Annotated in this window: 16 protein-coding genes; 6 read left to right on the top strand and 10 right to left on the bottom strand. The window is 30.2% G+C overall.

Going from position 1 to position 16624, the window contains the following annotated elements:
• The first annotated feature begins 20 nt into the window (after positions 1 to 20).
• Positions 21 to 518 carry a metallophosphoesterase family protein gene (locus tag ACXGQT_RS05535; protein ID WP_457830801.1) on the top strand — a complete coding sequence of 166 codons (498 nt, stop codon included), beginning with the start codon at positions 21 to 23 and terminating at the stop codon, positions 516 to 518.
• Here ACXGQT_RS05535 and ACXGQT_RS05530 read toward each other — a convergent pair.
• A complete protein-coding gene (locus tag ACXGQT_RS05530) occupies positions 515 to 2290 on the bottom strand; it encodes an AMP-dependent synthetase/ligase (RefSeq protein ID WP_457830408.1) in 1776 nt (591 codons plus the stop codon). The two genes, ACXGQT_RS05535 and ACXGQT_RS05530, sit on opposite strands and share 4 nt — an antisense overlap.
• A gap of 55 nt (positions 2291 to 2345) precedes the next feature.
• The gene (locus tag ACXGQT_RS05525; protein ID WP_457830407.1) at positions 2346 to 3290 is read right to left on the bottom strand and encodes a hydrogen peroxide-inducible genes activator; all 945 of its coding nucleotides are present in this window, start codon (positions 3288 to 3290) and stop codon (positions 2346 to 2348) included.
• Between the two features lie 115 nt (positions 3291 to 3405).
• Between ACXGQT_RS05525 and ACXGQT_RS05520 the strand changes: the two genes are divergently transcribed.
• Positions 3406 to 3873 carry a Dps family protein gene (locus ACXGQT_RS05520; RefSeq protein ID WP_457830406.1) on the top strand — a complete coding sequence of 156 codons (468 nt, stop codon included), beginning with the start codon at positions 3406 to 3408 and terminating at the stop codon, positions 3871 to 3873.
• Between the two features lie 70 nt (positions 3874 to 3943).
• On the opposite strand, the gene ACXGQT_RS05515 is transcribed toward ACXGQT_RS05520, so the two are convergent.
• The 6 genes from ACXGQT_RS05515 to ACXGQT_RS05490 form a co-directional block, all read right to left on the bottom strand.
• Positions 3944 to 4915: a transketolase family protein gene (locus ACXGQT_RS05515; RefSeq protein WP_457830405.1), complete on the bottom strand. Its 972-nt coding sequence runs from the start codon at positions 4913 to 4915 to the stop codon at positions 3944 to 3946.
• 63 nt (positions 4916 to 4978) lie between these two features.
• Positions 4979 to 5554 carry a Maf family nucleotide pyrophosphatase gene (locus tag ACXGQT_RS05510; RefSeq protein WP_457830404.1) on the bottom strand — a complete coding sequence of 192 codons (576 nt, stop codon included), beginning with the start codon at positions 5552 to 5554 and terminating at the stop codon, positions 4979 to 4981.
• A 15-nt stretch (positions 5555 to 5569) separates the two neighbouring features.
• Positions 5570 to 6418, bottom strand: coding sequence for a UbiA family prenyltransferase (locus tag ACXGQT_RS05505; RefSeq protein WP_457830403.1), 849 nt, complete (start codon positions 6416 to 6418; stop codon positions 5570 to 5572).
• Entirely contained in the window at positions 6419 to 6874 is a 456-nt protein-coding gene (gene smpB / locus ACXGQT_RS05500; protein ID WP_457830402.1) for an SsrA-binding protein SmpB, read from the bottom strand.
• Between the two features lie 10 nt (positions 6875 to 6884).
• Positions 6885 to 7325 carry a hypothetical protein gene (locus ACXGQT_RS05495; protein ID WP_457830401.1) on the bottom strand — a complete coding sequence of 147 codons (441 nt, stop codon included), beginning with the start codon at positions 7323 to 7325 and terminating at the stop codon, positions 6885 to 6887.
• A gap of 38 nt (positions 7326 to 7363) precedes the next feature.
• The gene (locus ACXGQT_RS05490; protein ID WP_457830400.1) at positions 7364 to 7999 is read right to left on the bottom strand and encodes a nitroreductase family protein; all 636 of its coding nucleotides are present in this window, start codon (positions 7997 to 7999) and stop codon (positions 7364 to 7366) included.
• A 250-nt stretch (positions 8000 to 8249) separates the two neighbouring features.
• Between ACXGQT_RS05490 and ACXGQT_RS05485 the strand changes: the two genes are divergently transcribed.
• A complete protein-coding gene (locus tag ACXGQT_RS05485) occupies positions 8250 to 9644 on the top strand; it encodes an MFS transporter (RefSeq protein ID WP_457830399.1) in 1395 nt (464 codons plus the stop codon).
• A 615-nt stretch (positions 9645 to 10259) separates the two neighbouring features.
• On the top strand, positions 10260 to 11891 hold the full coding sequence (locus ACXGQT_RS05480) for an ABC-F family ATP-binding cassette domain-containing protein (protein ID WP_457830398.1): 1632 nt from the start codon (positions 10260 to 10262) through the stop codon (positions 11889 to 11891).
• A gap of 74 nt (positions 11892 to 11965) precedes the next feature.
• On the opposite strand, the gene ACXGQT_RS05475 is transcribed toward ACXGQT_RS05480, so the two are convergent.
• A complete protein-coding gene (locus tag ACXGQT_RS05475) occupies positions 11966 to 12631 on the bottom strand; it encodes an NUDIX hydrolase (RefSeq protein ID WP_457830397.1) in 666 nt (221 codons plus the stop codon).
• A 170-nt stretch (positions 12632 to 12801) separates the two neighbouring features.
• Between ACXGQT_RS05475 and ACXGQT_RS05470 the strand changes: the two genes are divergently transcribed.
• A complete protein-coding gene (locus ACXGQT_RS05470; protein ID WP_457830396.1) occupies positions 12802 to 14286 on the top strand; it encodes a xylulokinase in 1485 nt (494 codons plus the stop codon).
• Between the two features lie 6 nt (positions 14287 to 14292).
• A complete protein-coding gene (xylA, locus tag ACXGQT_RS05465; protein ID WP_457830395.1) occupies positions 14293 to 15624 on the top strand; it encodes a xylose isomerase in 1332 nt (443 codons plus the stop codon).
• Positions 15625 to 15745: 121 nt separating this feature from the next.
• On the opposite strand, the gene rlmF is transcribed toward xylA, so the two are convergent.
• Complete coding sequence (gene rlmF, locus ACXGQT_RS05460) at positions 15746 to 16591, bottom strand: 23S rRNA (adenine(1618)-N(6))-methyltransferase RlmF (protein WP_457830394.1); 846 nt, start codon at positions 16589 to 16591, stop codon at positions 15746 to 15748.
• Positions 16592 to 16624: the final 33 nt, after the last annotated feature.

Genomic DNA, 16624 nt, shown 5'->3' with positions numbered 1-16624 from the left:
TAAAAATATCGATTTTTGTGATTATGAAAATACTATTACTATCAGACACGCATAGTTATTTAGATGAGGCTATTTTAAAATATGTAAAATTGGCTGATGAAGTTTGGCATGTGGGAGATATTGGAGAAATAACAGTAACAGATGCTATAAAAAAACTAAAACCTTTACGAGCAGTTTATGGAAATATTGATGGAGCAGAAGCAAGGGCTGAATTTCCTTTAGATAATAAGTTTTCGGTAAATGGTTTAGAGGTTTGGATGACACATATTGGAGGTTATCCTAACAAGTATAATGTAAGAATTAAAGAAATGATAAAAGAAAACCCACCAAAATTATTTATTAGTGGGCATTCTCATATTTTAAAAGTTCAGTACGATTCTAAATTACAATTACTACACATGAATCCTGGTGCAGCAGGTAAACACGGATTTCATCAGGTTAGAACCATGTTGCGTTTTGAAGTTGTAAATGCAGAAGTTAAAAATTTAGAGGTCATAGAATTGGGAAAACGTGCTTAATGTACTCCATATATTTTTTGATATAAATCCTTATAAATTTCTAACACTATTTTTCGTTTTATTTTCATTGTAGGAGTTAAATGACCTCCGTCAATACTCCATTCATCGGGGGTTAATTCAAACCTTTTAATTTGTTCCCAATTTCCAAATTTTTGGTTGCAAATTTGTATCTCTTGATGAATTCTATCGATAACTTGCGGGTTTTTAACCAATTTTTCATTGGTTTCTATGTTTTCTATATTTTTAATTTTACACCAATCTCTCATAAAATCAAAATTAGGTTGAATAAGAGCTGCAGGCATTTTTTCACCTTCACCAATCACCATAATTTGTTCTATAAATTTAGATTGCTTTAAATCGTTTTCTAATAATGTAGGTACAATATACTTACCTCCAGAGGTTTTAAAAATTTCCTTTTTACGGTCTGTAATTTTAAGGAATCCTTCACTGTCTATTTCGCCAATATCACCAGTATAAAAATAACCATCAATAATGGTTTGACTTGTTTTTTCAGGGTCTTTGTAATACCCTTGCATTACATTAGGTCCTTTGACTAAAATTTCTCCATCATCAGCAATTTTAACCTCAACGTTGTCGATAGGTTTTCCTACAGTACCTATTTTAAAGGCTTTGTTTTTAATATCGTTTACAGCAATTACAGGAGAAGTTTCAGTTAATCCATATCCTTCTAAAATAGTCATTTCAGCAGCTGCAAAAACTCTGGCTAGTCTTGGTTGCAATGCTGCACTACCAGAAACTAAGGTGCTTAAATTTCCTCCTAAAGCTTCTTTCCATTTACTAAATATTAGTTTTCTAGCAATTTTTAATTGAAATTCATAAAACCATCCATTGGCACCAAAGGGTTCGTATTTTAAACCTAAATCTACAGCCCAAAAGAACAAAGCTTTTTTAATTCCTGATAATTCGTGTCCTTTAGCGTATATTTTGTCGTAAACTTTTTCATATAAGCGAGGAACCCCCGTCATAATATTAGGTTTTATTTCTTTTAGATTATCGCTAACTTTTTCAATAGATTCAGCAAAATAAATTTCAATACTTTCATACATATATAAGTATAAAATCATTCTTTCAAAAACGTGACAAATAGGTAAAAAACTCAGTCCTTTTCCTTTTCCTTTTTCTAAGGGGACTCTAGGAGAACTATCTACGGTATTTGACACTAGGTTTTGATGACTTAGCATAACGCCTTTAGGTTTTCCTGTGGTTCCAGAAGTGTATATTAAAGTAGCTAAATCGGTAGCTGAAATGCTGTTTTTTCTGTCTTGTAATAATTGGTCTTTATCTGAAATTTCCCCAGATTCTCTAATCTCAGACCAGTTTTTAACTCCTTCAATTTTATCAAAAGAATAAATTTCTTTTATAGATGTTTTGTCTTTAATGGCATTTACTTTTTCTAAAACATCAATATCAGAAACAAAACAGTAGGTAGCTCCAGAATGATTTAGGACATATTCGTAATCATTAGCTGAAATGGTAGGATAAATTGGTACATTTTGTGCTCCTGTTTGTAGAATTGCCATGTCTAGAATATTCCACTCAGTTCTGTTGTTGGTAGAAATTACTGCAATTTTATCGTCCTTTTCAATCCCTAATTCCAACAATCCTTTTGAGGTAAAGTTGTATTGGTTGATAAACTCTTGTGTAGAAATAGAAACCCATTCACCATTATATTTTGTGGTGAATGCTTTTTTTAATGGAAGGTTTTCCAATTGATATATTGGAAAATCAAAAATCCTAGTTACAGATTGCATTATATGTAATTTAATAAAGTAATAAGTTATAAAAATTAATTTTTATAATCAATATTTAATTAATTGCTTTTAAAGGGCTAATGATGTCTACATCACTAAAGGCGATGAGACCTCTAATAACTCCAGAAATTTCATCTTTTAAAGCATTTATAAGTTGTAGTTTTAGTTCCGATTTATGATAAATCATACTAACTTCTCTTGCAGGATATGGTTTTTGAAACTCACGAATTAGACTTTTGTCTTCGTTGTTTAAATCTAAAGAATGTAAATAGGGTAAAAGTGTCATTCCCATTCCTTCTTTGGTAAGTTTAATTAAGGTGTTAAAACTTCCACTTTGTAAGGCAAATTGTTTTTTTGTATTAGGACTTAAAGAACTACAAATATTTAGTACACTTTCTTTAAAACAATGCCCATCTTCTAACAACAATAAATCATCTAAACTCAAGTCTTGAGGGTTTAAGTGTTTTTCGTTGTATAATCTATGGTTTTTGTTAACCAAACCAATAAAAGGTTCGTAATAAATAGGAGCTTCTATAATATTTTCGTTGTTTAAAGGAGTGGCAGCAATGGCAGCATCTAAATAACCATCATTTAGTTTTTGTACAATTTCGGCAGTGGTTAACTCGTTAATAACCAATTCTACCTTAGGATATTTTTTGTTAAAGTTTTTAAGAAATAATGGCAATAAACTAGGCATAATGGTAGGAATAATACCTATTCTAAATTCTCCTCCAATGTATCCTTTTTCTTGGTCTACAATGTCAGAAATTCTATTGCTTTCATTCACTATAATTTTAGCTTGAGCCACTATTTTTTTACCAACATCTGTAAGTTCAATAGGTTTTTTATTTCTATTAAATATTTGAATGTCTAACGATTCCTCTAATTTATGTATTTGCATACTTAAGGTAGGTTGCGTTACAAAACAGTGTTCAGATGCAGTAGTAAAGTTTTGGTATTTTGCAACAGCCAAAACGTATTTTAATTGTGTGATCGTCATAATTATGTTTTATGTATCGATATTATTTATAAAGATATTAAAATTATCAATTAAAATTATCGATAAAAATTCTAAATTACCTGTAGATTTGAAATACAATAAAAAACAATATAGAATGAAAACAATTGTAGGAATTGAAACTAAAAGTGCCACAGAGATTATTGAAAATTTAAATAATTTATTAGCAAATTTCCAAATCCATTATCAAAATTTAAGAGGTATACATTGGAATATTAAAGGGAAAAACTTTTTTGAACTACACGTTAAGTTTGAAGAATATTATACAGATTCGCAAGTTAAAATTGATGAAATAGCAGAGCGTATTTTAACGTTAGGAGGAACACCATTACATACTTTTACAGATTATTTAGAGGCTTCTAAAATAGTTGTAGGAAAAAATATTACCAATGATGTTGAAGCTGTAAACTTAGTGGTTACTGGATATAAGCAATTGCTAGAAATTGAAAGAGAGTTATTGTCTATTACTGATGAAGCAGATGATGAAGGAACAAACTCAATGATTAGTGATTTTGTAAGTGAGCAAGAAAAAACTTTATGGATGTTAAATGCTTGGTTGGGATAAATCAAGATAATTGATATTAAAAAAGGCATCCAATTGGATGCCTTTTTTGGTTTTATTAAGTTTTAAAAGATTATGTTCTTTTAATCACTTTTTTAGAGGCTGCAACAATAGCAGCAGCATTTAAATTGTATTTTTCCATTAATTGAGCAGGTGTACCAGATTCTCCAAAAGTATCTTGAGTACCTACAAATTCTTGAGGAGCAGGACTGTTTGTTGCTAATGTTCTAGCAACGCTTTCTCCTAATCCACCAATAATATTGTGCTCTTCTGCAGTAACAACACATCCAGTTTTACCAACAGATTTTAAAATCAACTCTTCGTCTAAAGGTTTGATTGTGTGAATATTAATTACTTCGGCAGTAATTCCTTCTTTTTCTAATTGTTCTGCTGCTTGTAATGCTTCCCAAACCAAGTGACCTGTTGCAACAATAGTTACATCATTTCCTTCAGTCATTTGAATTCCTTTACCAATTACAAATTTATTCTCGTTAGCAGTATCATCAAACTTAGGCATAAAAATAGGCACTACTGGTCTACCAAAACGTAAATAAACAGGTCCTTCATGTTCTGCAATAGCAATAGTAGCAGCTTCAGTTTGGTTGTAATCACAAGTATTAATTACAGTCATTCCTGGAATCATTTTCATCAATCCAAGATCTTCTAATATTTGGTGAGTAGCACCATCTTCTCCTAAAGTTAAACCAGCATGAGAAGCACAAATTTTTACATTTTTATCAGAATAAGCAATAGACTGTCTAATTTGGTCGTAAACACGACCTGTAGAAAATGCAGCAAAAGTTCCTGTAAAAGGAATTTTTCCACCAATAGTTAATCCAGCAGCAATTCCCATCATGTTAGCTTCTGCAATACCAATTTGGAAAAATCTTTCAGGATTTTCTTTAATAAATTCATTCATTTTTAATGAACCAATTAAATCGGCACATAACGCTACAACATTAGGATTTGTTCTTCCTAAATGAGCCAAACCAGCACCAAAACCTGAACGAGTATCTTTTTTCTCTGTGTAAGTGTATTTTTTCATTTTACAGTTCTAACATTTAATTGTCGGCAAAAGTAATAATTTTATATGGTTACAGGAATAATATTAAAAGTTTTTAAGCTCATTATATAACTTTTGAACAGGTAAGCCAACTACGTTTGCATAACTACCTTCAATTTTGGTTACACCAATCATTCCAATCCACTCTTGTATTCCGTAACTACCAGCTTTATCAAATGGTTTGTAGTTGTCAATATAATAGTTAATTTCTTTAGGTGTTAATTCTTTAAAATAAACTGTTGTTTTGTCAGTAAAGACTTTTGTTTTTTTAGTAGTAGCAATACAAACAGAAGTGATTACTTGATGACTGTTGTTAGATAGTTCTTCTAACATATTATAAGCATCTAAGTTGTTTTTAGGTTTTTCTAAGGCTTTATTATTGGACCAAACAATGGTATCGGCAGTAATGAGTAATTCATCATCATTTAAATGAATAGCATTAGATTTATATTCCGCTAAAAACTCTGTAATTTCTTCTGCTTTAAAATGATGAGGATATATTTCTTGACTATCAATGGTTCTACTTTCAAAAGGGATGTTTAAATCTTGTAAGAACTGTTTTCTTCTAGGTGATTTAGAGCCTAAAATCACTTTGTATTTTTGTAGAATTTCTTTTAGCATGTATATAGTTTATGTTTAGGTAAAAAGTATTGTAAAAATTCCAAAAACTATAATGAGTTTAAGAATTTTACTGATATTAGAAAAATCGTTTTTTTTACGACTCTTTTTTAAGATAATAAAAATATAAGATAGGGGAAGAATTAAAGTGGTGAAAATGTAAAATTTTAATGAAATCTTATCGGTTATAAACATTACAATAGCCAAACAAATAATGGTAATAAAGGTAAGAACGCTGCTTAGTTTTACGGTTCTTTTAATACCAATTATGATTGGTAATGTTTTAAGATTTGCATTATTATCTCCGTTAATATCTTCAATGTCTTTAATGATTTCTCTTATCCAATTGATTAAAAATGCAAATAAGGATAATACTAAAATAAGGTTTGTTTGTTTGGTAGAACTATTAAAAATTAAAAGTAAAAACAGCAAAGACAAACTGGTGAAAAAAGCAATAACAATATTACCAACAATTAAAGTCCCTTTTAGGTAGGCACTGTAAATGTATAACAATGTTATTATTATTAGACCGTATAAAATAAAGTTAAAATCTTTTAAAAGATAACTTCCATATAAAGTAAGGAATAACCCTAAAGTGTTTAAAACAAAATATATTACGTATGCTTTTTGTTTGCTAATATATTTATTAATAATAACCTTATTTGGTTTGTTTATATTATCAGAAATAATATCAAATATGTCGTTAATAATATTACCAGCAGCAGCAAAGCAAAACGTACATAAAATATAAATAATTACAGGAACTGTAAATTGTTCTTTAGAAAACACACTCCATATAATAATAATTTGGCTGATGCTAATTAATATTAGGTTTTTCCACCTAATTAACTGGAGTATGTTTATCATTTAATAAGATTTTTTTACCCTGTCTAATGATATTTTATTGTCTCTATCTTTAATTGTTTGTCTTTTATCATATAGTTTTTTACCCTTACAAAGTGCTATTTCTAATTTAGCCAAACCTTTATCATTTAAAAACATTTTTAAAGGTACAATGGTCAATCCACCTGCTTGAACTTCTTTATTTAGTTTTTTTAGTTCTTTTTTGTTTAATAATAGTTTACGAGAACTTTTAGGTTTATGATTATAGGCGTTTCCATATAAATATTCTTCTATAAACATGTTGATGGCAAATAATTCTCCTTGATCATTAAACTCGCAAAAACTATCTGTAATACGAGCTTTACTCAATCTAATAGATTTTATTTCTGTACCCGTTAATACAAGTCCGGCTACGTATTTATCAAGAATCTCATATTCAAAACGAGCTCTTTTATTTTGTATGTTTATTTTTTTTTGCATTCGTTTTTAATTATAATTCGTTAATTCTATAACGAATGTTAAAACCAACTCTTAATATATCTAAAGAAGTTTTGGTAAGAATATTTAATTGTGGTCTCCAATCTAAACCAAGTGTAATAGGAGTTTTTCTAAAAATATATTCCATGCCAGTTTCCCCGTTTACTCCTAATATAAAAGGATCTCCTATAAAAGTACCAATTCCTACTCCAAAATAATACTGAAAATTAGGATTACTTTCTTTAAAGGGGGCTACTTTAAAATCATAAAGTAAATTGGCACCAATTCCGTTACCAAACGTAATGTCTCCATGTAATCGTGTATAGTCCTCAAAATTTACAATACCATCAATAGCTACGCTACTTGTTCCAAAACTTCCTAATCTAATTCCAATTTCTTGAGCAAATAATTGAGTGCTACATACAAAAAGAAATATGTAAAAAATGTTTTTCATTATTAGTTTTTTGGTAGTGCAAAAATACAAGTTTAACTTTATATAGTTACAAAACTACTAAAGTCTTTAATGTCTCCTTGTTGATCTCTCCATGCACCCGTAATTTGTTTGGTTTTTTTAATATTGTCTTTGTTAAAAATAAAAATACTTGCTAACAACTGTTCATTTAGAGGAATGTTTAGCACCGTTTTTAAAGCATCATTTCTTAGACTACCACCACTAGACCAATATGTTTCATAATCTTTTTCAGTAGCTATTAACAATATATTTTGGATTGCGGCACTTGTGGCTGCTACATGTTCTATGTTTTTTTGATTAAACTCTATGTTGTTATTTTCATCAGGCTCTGGAATCCATGTTGCCATAATTAATGCAGAAGTTGAATATAACATTTGTATAATTTTTCCACCATCAATATTGTTGTTGGTATAATATTTAGCCAAATCTCTACAGGTTTCTGTATTAAGAATATAAAATCTCCATGGAGCTATAGATTTTAATTTACTATGTTCTAAAACTTCTTTATTAGCAGGGTAATGAAATGGAGCTTTACCAGCATAAGTAATTATTTCTTGCAGTTCGGTAATAGTAATTTCATTATTGTTAATAGGAAGAGATTCGTTACTTAGAACTTTTAGTGTTCTTCTTTTAGAGATGATATTTTTAATAGACATACGTAATTTTTGTGTTTAACCAAAGATGTAAAATTAAACTAACATTCTAAAATTTTAACCCAAAACACTATTAACTGTTTTTTAGCAGTTTTTTTATTGATTAATACTTGTTTTTTTAATGTTATTAAGCAGTTTATTGAAATTTGATTAGAAAAATTGTTTCAGATTGTTTTTAGTCTAGTATTTTTGCACGTATAAATACGTAGTTTTTTACGTATTTATAATTTTTAAGGAATAAAAAGGAATTATTATGTCAGTATCTGCAAAATCAACAAAATTAGATTTATTTAATTTAAAAAGTAAACCAATACAAACTTTTTGGATTACTTCCATCGCATTTTTTATGTGTTTCTTTTCATGGTTTGGAATCGTACCATTTATGCCATCAGTAGTAAAAGATTTAGGATTGACTCCAGATCAAAAATGGAATTCAATTATTTTGGCTGTTACAGGAACTGTTTTTGCACGATTGTTAATAGGTAAATTATGTGATAAATATGGACCACGTTTGTGTTATACTTGGTTGTTAATGTTGGGAGCAATTCCTGTTATTACCATAGGTTTTGTACAAACTCCATTACAGTTTTTAGTGTGTAGATTGTTTATTGGTTTTATTGGAGCATCGTTTGTAATTACACAATTTCATACTTCAATAATGTTTGCACCTAATATTGTAGGTACAGCCAATGCTACTTCTGCCGGATGGGGTAATTTAGGAGGTGGAGCTAACCGTTTAGGTATGCCTTTAATTGCTGCTGCAGTGGTTAGTTTTGGTGTTGCCGAGACTGAAGCATGGAGATATTCTATGATTGTTGCTGGTAGTATTTGTTTTTTAATGGGATTGGTTTATTACTTTTTTACACAAGATACACCAGAAGGAAATTTTAAAGATTTAAAAGCATCGGGTGATATGCCAGAGCTTAAAAAAGATGAAGCTGGATTTATGGTGGCGGTTAAAGATTACCGTGTTTGGATTTTATTTTTAGTATATGCTGCTAGTTTTGGTATGGAGTTAACAGTTTATGGAACTATGGATGATTACTTACAAAACACTTTTCAGTTAGAAAGAGTTACTGCTGGTAACTTAGTTTTATCTTTTGCTTTAATGAATATTTTTGCAAGAACTTTAGGAGGTTTCTTTGGAGATAAATTTGGAAAGTTAAAAGGTTTAAGAGGTAGAGTACTTTTCTTATCTGTTATTTTAACTATAGAAGGATTAATGTTGGCTACTTTTTCTGGAGCACAAAACTTTATTGTAGCTTTTATATTCTTAATCTGTTTTAGTTTGTCCGTACAAATGGCAGAAGGAGCAACATTTTCAGTAGTACCTTTTATTAATAAAAAAGCCATTGGATCTATTAGTGGTATTGTTGGTGCAGGTGGTAATGTAGGTGCATTTTTAGCTGCTATTTTACTGAAGTCAAAATCAGCAGTAGCAGAAAAAGAAGCTATTTTTGCTACCAAAGGAGCAACAACAGAAGTTATAAAATCGGCACAAGCAGCAGCATCTTCAAGTGCGGTCTCTAGTGGTTATTTTATTATTGGTGTTTTGGTTGTAATTACTGCAGCTATTGCATTAACCATTAAGTTTTCTCAAGAAGATGAAAGAGTTGTTGCAGCAGCTAATAATATAGAAACAGCATAATTTTATAAGTTAATATAATATAAAACATCAAAGTCTTGATTATTAATTTAATCAAGACTTTTTTATGTTGTTAGTTAATTGGTATTACTGAAATAAGAAAAAATAAAAAAACAAACTTAATCTTTGGTATAACTATAATTATTACTTAGTTTTGCAAGTATAAATACTTAGTTTTGTTTACGTAGTGTTTTTAATTGATGTCAATCAAAATAAAATAAAGTTACCTGTAGAGTGTTGTGTATTATTAAATAAGCAAATGTAGAATAAAGAATTGGGAGGTTTTTTAAATATTTGTTAGTTATATAGAGCTTATAAACGCTATTATATATCAATATTGGATTAGGTTGAACACATCTCAAGTTGATAATTTTTTAAGTTTTATTTTCATGATAGAGTTTAATTTATGATATAAAACATCAATACTTTGCAGGTTTTTAATATGTATTATCCTATGCTTAAATACTAAGCTAGTTTTAATAGTTTCTAGTTATCTCTTGCCATTTCATTAGTCAGGAATGGCAAGTTTTTAATTTATTTCACGTATAAAATAGGGGAGCCCTAGACATTAGTCTAGGGTTTCTTTTTTGTACTTTTGGTGCTTTAAAAATTACTTTTATGATTTCTGTAGATAATTTAGCAGTAGAGTTTAGCGGGCATACCCTTTTTAGTGATGTCTCTTTTGTGATAAATGAAAATGATAAAATTGCCTTAATGGGTAAAAACGGAGCAGGAAAGTCTACCATGATGAAAATTATTGCAGGAATGCAAACCCCTACACGTGGAGGAATTCGTTGTCCTAAAGATACTGTTATAGCATATTTGCCACAGCATTTGCTAATGGATGATGATTGTACAGTTGTAGAAGAAGCTTCTAAAGCTTTTGATGAGGTTTTTTCTATGAAATCTGAAATGGAAGACTTAAATAAGCAGTTAGAAACCAGAACAGATTATGAATCTGATGAATACATGAAAATTATTGAACGTGTATCAGATTTAGGAGAAAAATACTATGCTTTAGAAGAAGTAAATTACGAAGCCGAAGTAGAGGTTGCATTAAAAGGATTAGGGTTTACACATAAAGATTTTAACAGACCTACTTCTGAATTTAGTGGAGGATGGAGAATGCGTATTGAGTTGGCTAAAATTCTGTTGAAAAAACCAGATTTAATTTTATTAGATGAGCCTACCAACCACGTAGATATTGAATCTGTTATTTGGTTAGAAAACTTTTTATTAAACAAAGCAAAAGCAGTAATTGTCATTTCTCACGATAAGGCTTTTGTTGATAATATTACCAATAGAACTTTAGAGGTTTCTATGGGTAAAGTATATGATTATAAAGCCAATTATTCTCATTATTTAGAGTTACGTAAAGAACGTAGAGCCAATCAGCAAAAAGCTTATGATGAGCAACAAAAAATGATTGCTGATAACAAATTGTATATTGAACGTTTTAAAGGAACTTATTCTAAAGCCTCTTCAGTAGCCTCAAGAAAAAGAATGCTAGAAAAAATGGAAATTATAGAAGTTGATGAGGTAGATACTTCATCATTAAGGCTTCGTTTTCCCCCATCACCTCGTTCAGGAGATTATCCTGTTAAGGTAGAAAACATGAGTAAATCATATGGAGATCATGTTATTTTTAAAGATGCCAATATGGCTATTGCCAGAGGAGAAAAGGTAAGTTTTGTAGGTCAGAATGGACAAGGGAAATCTACTATGATAAAAGCTATTATGGGACAAATAGATTTTGAAGGTTCATGTGGATTAGGTCACAATGCTAAAGTGGGATATTTTGCTCAAAACGAAGCATCTTTATTAGATAATGATTTAACCATTTTTGAAACGGTTGACAATGTTGCCGTGGGCGATATCAGAACTCAAATAAAAAATATTTTGGGAGCCTTTATGTTTAAGGGAGACGATATTGAGAAAAAAGTAGGCGTGTTATCTGGAGGAGAAAAAACACGTTTGGCTATGGTAAAATTATTATTAGAACCTGTAAATGTTTTAATTTTAGATGAGCCTACCAACCACTTAGATCTTCGTTCTAAAGATGTAATTAAAGAAGCTTTGCAAAACTTTGATGGAACTTTAATTTTAGTTTCTCACGATAGAGATTTCTTAAAAGGATTGTCTCAAAAAGTATATGAGTTTAAGGAACAAAGAGTGGTAGAACATTTTGAAACTATTGATGCTTTTTTAGAAAGAAACAAAGTAGAAAATTTAAAGGAAATGGATTTGTAAGTAAATCTTTACAATTAAAAAAAAGCCAAAAAATTATGTTTCACAATTTTTTGGCTTTTTTAGTTATGATAAAATTATAAGTTAAAGTAAAACCCATCTTCTTTTAATTTTTCATAAATGTTTTCATCAAAACGATATAGTTTAGCAGGTTTATGAGCAACATTTTCTTGCTTTTTTCCTGAGTCAATCAATAACTTCATTTGATTGATTTTGGTTCTAAAGTTACGTTTGTTTAAATCTAGTTGTAAAATTGCTTCATAAAGCTGTTGCAAATTGGTTAAACTAAACTCTTCTGGTAATAAATTAAAACCAATAGGTTCAGTACGTACTCTTCTTTTAAGCCTTTTATGAGCAATATTAATAATGCTTTTATGGTCAAAGGCTAGCTCTGGTAAAGCATCAATATCGCACCATTCTAATTTTTCGGCAGTATAACCAGGTTGAGGTGTATAATGTTCTATATTAATTAGAGCATAATAACTAATGGTTATCACTCTTTTTCCTGGATATCTATTTATTTCTCCAAACGCTCTAATTTGTTCTAAGTAAATATTTTCTAATGAGGTCAACTCTTTTAATGTGTTTTGAGCACTATCATATATACTAACTTCTGAATCTAAAAAATCACCAGGCAAAGCCATCAATCCTTTTTGAGGTTCATTACTACGTTTTATTAACAGCACTTTTAGTTTTTCATCTTTAAAACCAAAGATGACACAATCTACAGAGTTATAAATCATATTAATATTTTTAAATATTTGTAAAAATACAATAGTAAAAATAAATAAATTAAGGATAGTTTTATAAATAAACTAAGTATTTGTTTGTTCTGAAAAAAATACTCTATATATTTGCTTAGTTTAAGTTGTAAACTAAGTTTGATTAGGTAGATAATTATAAAATGTAAAATATGTTGTTAATAGGTTATGATTTAGGAAGTTCATCGGTAAAGGCTTCTTTGGTTAATAGCAAAACAAAAAAAGTTTTGGCTACAGCTCAATATCCAGAAAGAGAAATGCCTATTGATGCTCCACAAGAAAATTGGGCAGAACAACATCCTAATGATTGGTGGGCAAACATTAAAAAAGTAACAGATATTCTTTTTGATAAAACTCCAGCAAATAGAAATGAGGTTGTGGCTATTGGAGTGGCATATCAAATGCATGGTTTGGTAACTTTAACTGCCGAGAATGAACCTGCAAGACCTGCTATTATTTGGTGTGATAGTAGAGCAGTAGAAGTTGGAAACAAAGCTTTTAAAGAAATTGGATCAGAAAAATGTTTAGAAAGTTTGTTAAATTCTCCTGGGAATTTTACGGCTTCTAAATTAAAATGGATTCAAGAAAACGAACCAGAGGTTTATAAAACCATCAAAAAAATAATGTTACCTGGTGATTTTATTGCTTATAAATTCACAGGAAAACATACCACCACCAATACAGGTTTATCCGAAGGGATTTTTTGGGATTTTAAAAAAGAACAATTAAGTGATACCATTATGAATCACTATGGTTTTGATGGAGATTTAATACCAGAAATAGTTCCTGTATTTGCCAATCAAGGACAAATAACCGCTGAAATGACAAAGGAATTTGGATTCAACCCAAATGCTGTAGTTTCTTACAGAGCAGGAGATCAACCTAACAATGCTTTTTCTTTAAATGTTTTAAACCCTGGAGAAATTGCTGCAACTGGAGGAACATCAGGAGTTGTTTATGGAGTGGTAGATCAACTAAAATACGATCCAAATAACAGAGTAAATACTTTTGCACATATTAATCATACAAGAGATGCACGTAGGTTAGGAGTTCTTTTGTGTATTAATGGAACGGGTAGTGCTTATGCCTGGTTAAGAAATAATTTAGCAGTAGATAAAGATTATTTTGAGTTAGAAACCTTGGCATCTTCTGTTGAGGTTGGGGCAAACGGTTTGTCTTTTTTACCATTTGGAAATGGTGCAGAACGTATGTTGCAAAACAAAATTATTGGTGCTCAGTTTGATGGTTTGCAATTTACCAAACACAAATTAGCTCATATGGTAAGAGCATGTTTAGAAGGAATTGCCTTTTCTTTTGTATACGGAATTAAATGTATGAAGGAATTAGGGCTGTCTCCAAGCGTGATAAAAGTAGGAAGTGATAATATGTTTCAATCTGAAATTTTTGCGACCACTATCGCCACTTTAACCAATGCCGAAATTCAAGTAAAAGAAACCAATGGAGCTGTAGGTGCAGCTATTGGAGCAGGATTTGGAGCAGGAGAAATAAAAAGTTTAGAAGATGCTTTTGCAGAAGAAAATATCCTTAAAAAATATCAAGCAGATTTATCAAAATTAGAGGCTTATCAAAAAGCATACGATAAATGGCTTACATCATTAGAAATAAAGTTAAAATAATATATCATGTCAAAATTAACCATAGGAAACAAAGAATATTTCCCAGGAATTGGAGAAATTAAGTTTGAAGGTAAGGAGTCTAAAAATCCTTTAGCGTATAAATATTACAATCCAGATCAGGTAGTGGCAGGAAAAACAATGAGAGAACACTTTAAGTTTTCTATTGCTTACTGGCATACTTTCTGTGGACAAGGTTCTGATCCTTTTGGACCAGGAACTCAAAATTTTGAATGGGATCAAAACCCAGACCCAATTCAGGCTGCAAAAGACAAAGCAGATGCCGCTTTTGAATTTATTACAAAAATGGGATTTGACTACTACTGTTTTCACGATATTGATTTAATTCAAGAAGGAGATTCTTTTGAAGAGTTAGAGGCAAGATTAAAAGTAATTGTTCCTTATTTAAAAAAGAAACAAGAAGAAAGTGGTGTAAAATTATTATGGGGAACAGCAAACTGTTTTTCTAATCCACGTTACATGAACGGAGCAGCAACTAACCCAAATTTTGATGTAGTAGCAAGAGCTGGAGCGCAAATTAAATTAGCTTTAGATGCTACCATGGAACTAGGTGGAGAAAACTATGTGTTCTGGGGAGGACGTGAAGGTTACATGTCTTTATTGAATACAGATATGGGACGTGAATTAAACCACATGGGACAATTTTTAGGATTGGCTAAAGATTACGCTCGTGGAAAAGGGTTTAAAGGAAATTTCTTTATTGAGCCTAAACCAATGGAACCAACCAAACATCAGTACGATTTTGATGCCGCAACGGTAATAGGTTTCTTAAACAAGCACGGTTTGCAAGATGACTTTAAAATCAACTTAGAGGTAAATCACGCAACTTTGGCTAGTCACACTATGCAACACGAAATGGATGTGGCTGCACAAGCAGGAATGTTAGGAAGTATTGATGCTAACCGTGGAGATTACCAAAACGGATGGGATACAGATCAATTCCCAAATAATATTCAAGAAACAGCAGAAGCTATGTTGGTTTTCTTAAAAGCTGGTGGTTTACAAGGAGGTGGAGTAAACTTTGATGCTAAAATCAGAAGAAACTCTACAGATTTAGAAGATGCTTTCTTAGCACACATTGGTGGTGCAGATACTTTTGCAAGAGGTTTATTGGTTGCTGATAAAATTATTAGAGAATCTCAATACGATGCTTTAAGAGAAAAACGTTATGCTTCTTTTGATTCTGGAAACGGAAAAGCTTTTGAAGAAGGTAAATTAACTTTTGAAGATTTATATACTATTGCAAAAGAAAATGGTGAATTACCAAGCATTAGTGGTAAGCAAGAATTGTTTGAAAATATTATTAATGAAAATATTTAAGGTCTTTCGGATAAATTTTAATTTGTCGTTATTAAAAACTATTGTTGGTTTATAGTTTTTCATAATTAAGAAAGATAGTTTAGTTAGTTTTCCCTTCTCTTTCATTAGAGAAGGGATTTTTTTATTGATATCTCCAAGCAATAAATCTACTTTTTTTATTTCCTTGTTCCATGTCTACAATTTTAACTTCTGTAGGATTGGTTTTATTAATGGCTCTTTTAATGTTTTTTAAGTTTTCTTTTTGTGATACTAGGCTTGTAAACCAACCTACTTGATTTTTAAACAGTACACTTTCTATAACCATTTTTTTAATAAAAGCTTCTTCTCCTCCTTTGTACCAAAGTTCGTTGGAGACCCCTCCAAAATTTAATTTAGAATCTTCTTTAAGTTGTAGGTTTTTTACCTTTCTATCATTCTTTTTTGCAGCATCAAAAGCATTTTTAAAAAACGGTGGATTACATACTATCACATCAAAATAGTCATTGGGTTGAATGATGTTTTCTAAAATGGAATTTTTAAACTGTTGAGGTCTTAATTCTAGATTACTCAATTTATTTTCATCTATAATTTTTTGAGCATTTTTTAGTGAAGTTTTGTCAACCTCACTAGCAGTACATGTCCAGTTAAAATGACAAGTTCCTAAAATAGGGTATATTAAATTAGCACCAGTACCAATATCTAATAAATGAATGTCTTTTTTTGGGTCTAACAAATCATTTATATGCAATAAATAATCTAGCCTACCAGGAATAGGTGGGCAAAGATTGTTTTCTGGAATATCCCAAAATTTTAATTGATATTGATGCTTTAATAAAGCTTTGTTAAGTTCCTTAATAGCATTTTTATTTCCAAATTTGATGGTTTTATTACCGAATTCATTCACAAAAAAATGCTTTTGTAATTCAGGGTTTGAAAGACATAATTCATCAAAATGATAATCTTTTTGAAAAGGATTTTTTGGATGCATGGAGGGTTGATTTTAGACAAATATACTTATTAT

It is taken from the genome of Wenyingzhuangia sp. IMCC45467 (assembly GCF_054111205.1).
This window is presented reverse-complemented; position numbering and strand designations above follow the sequence as displayed.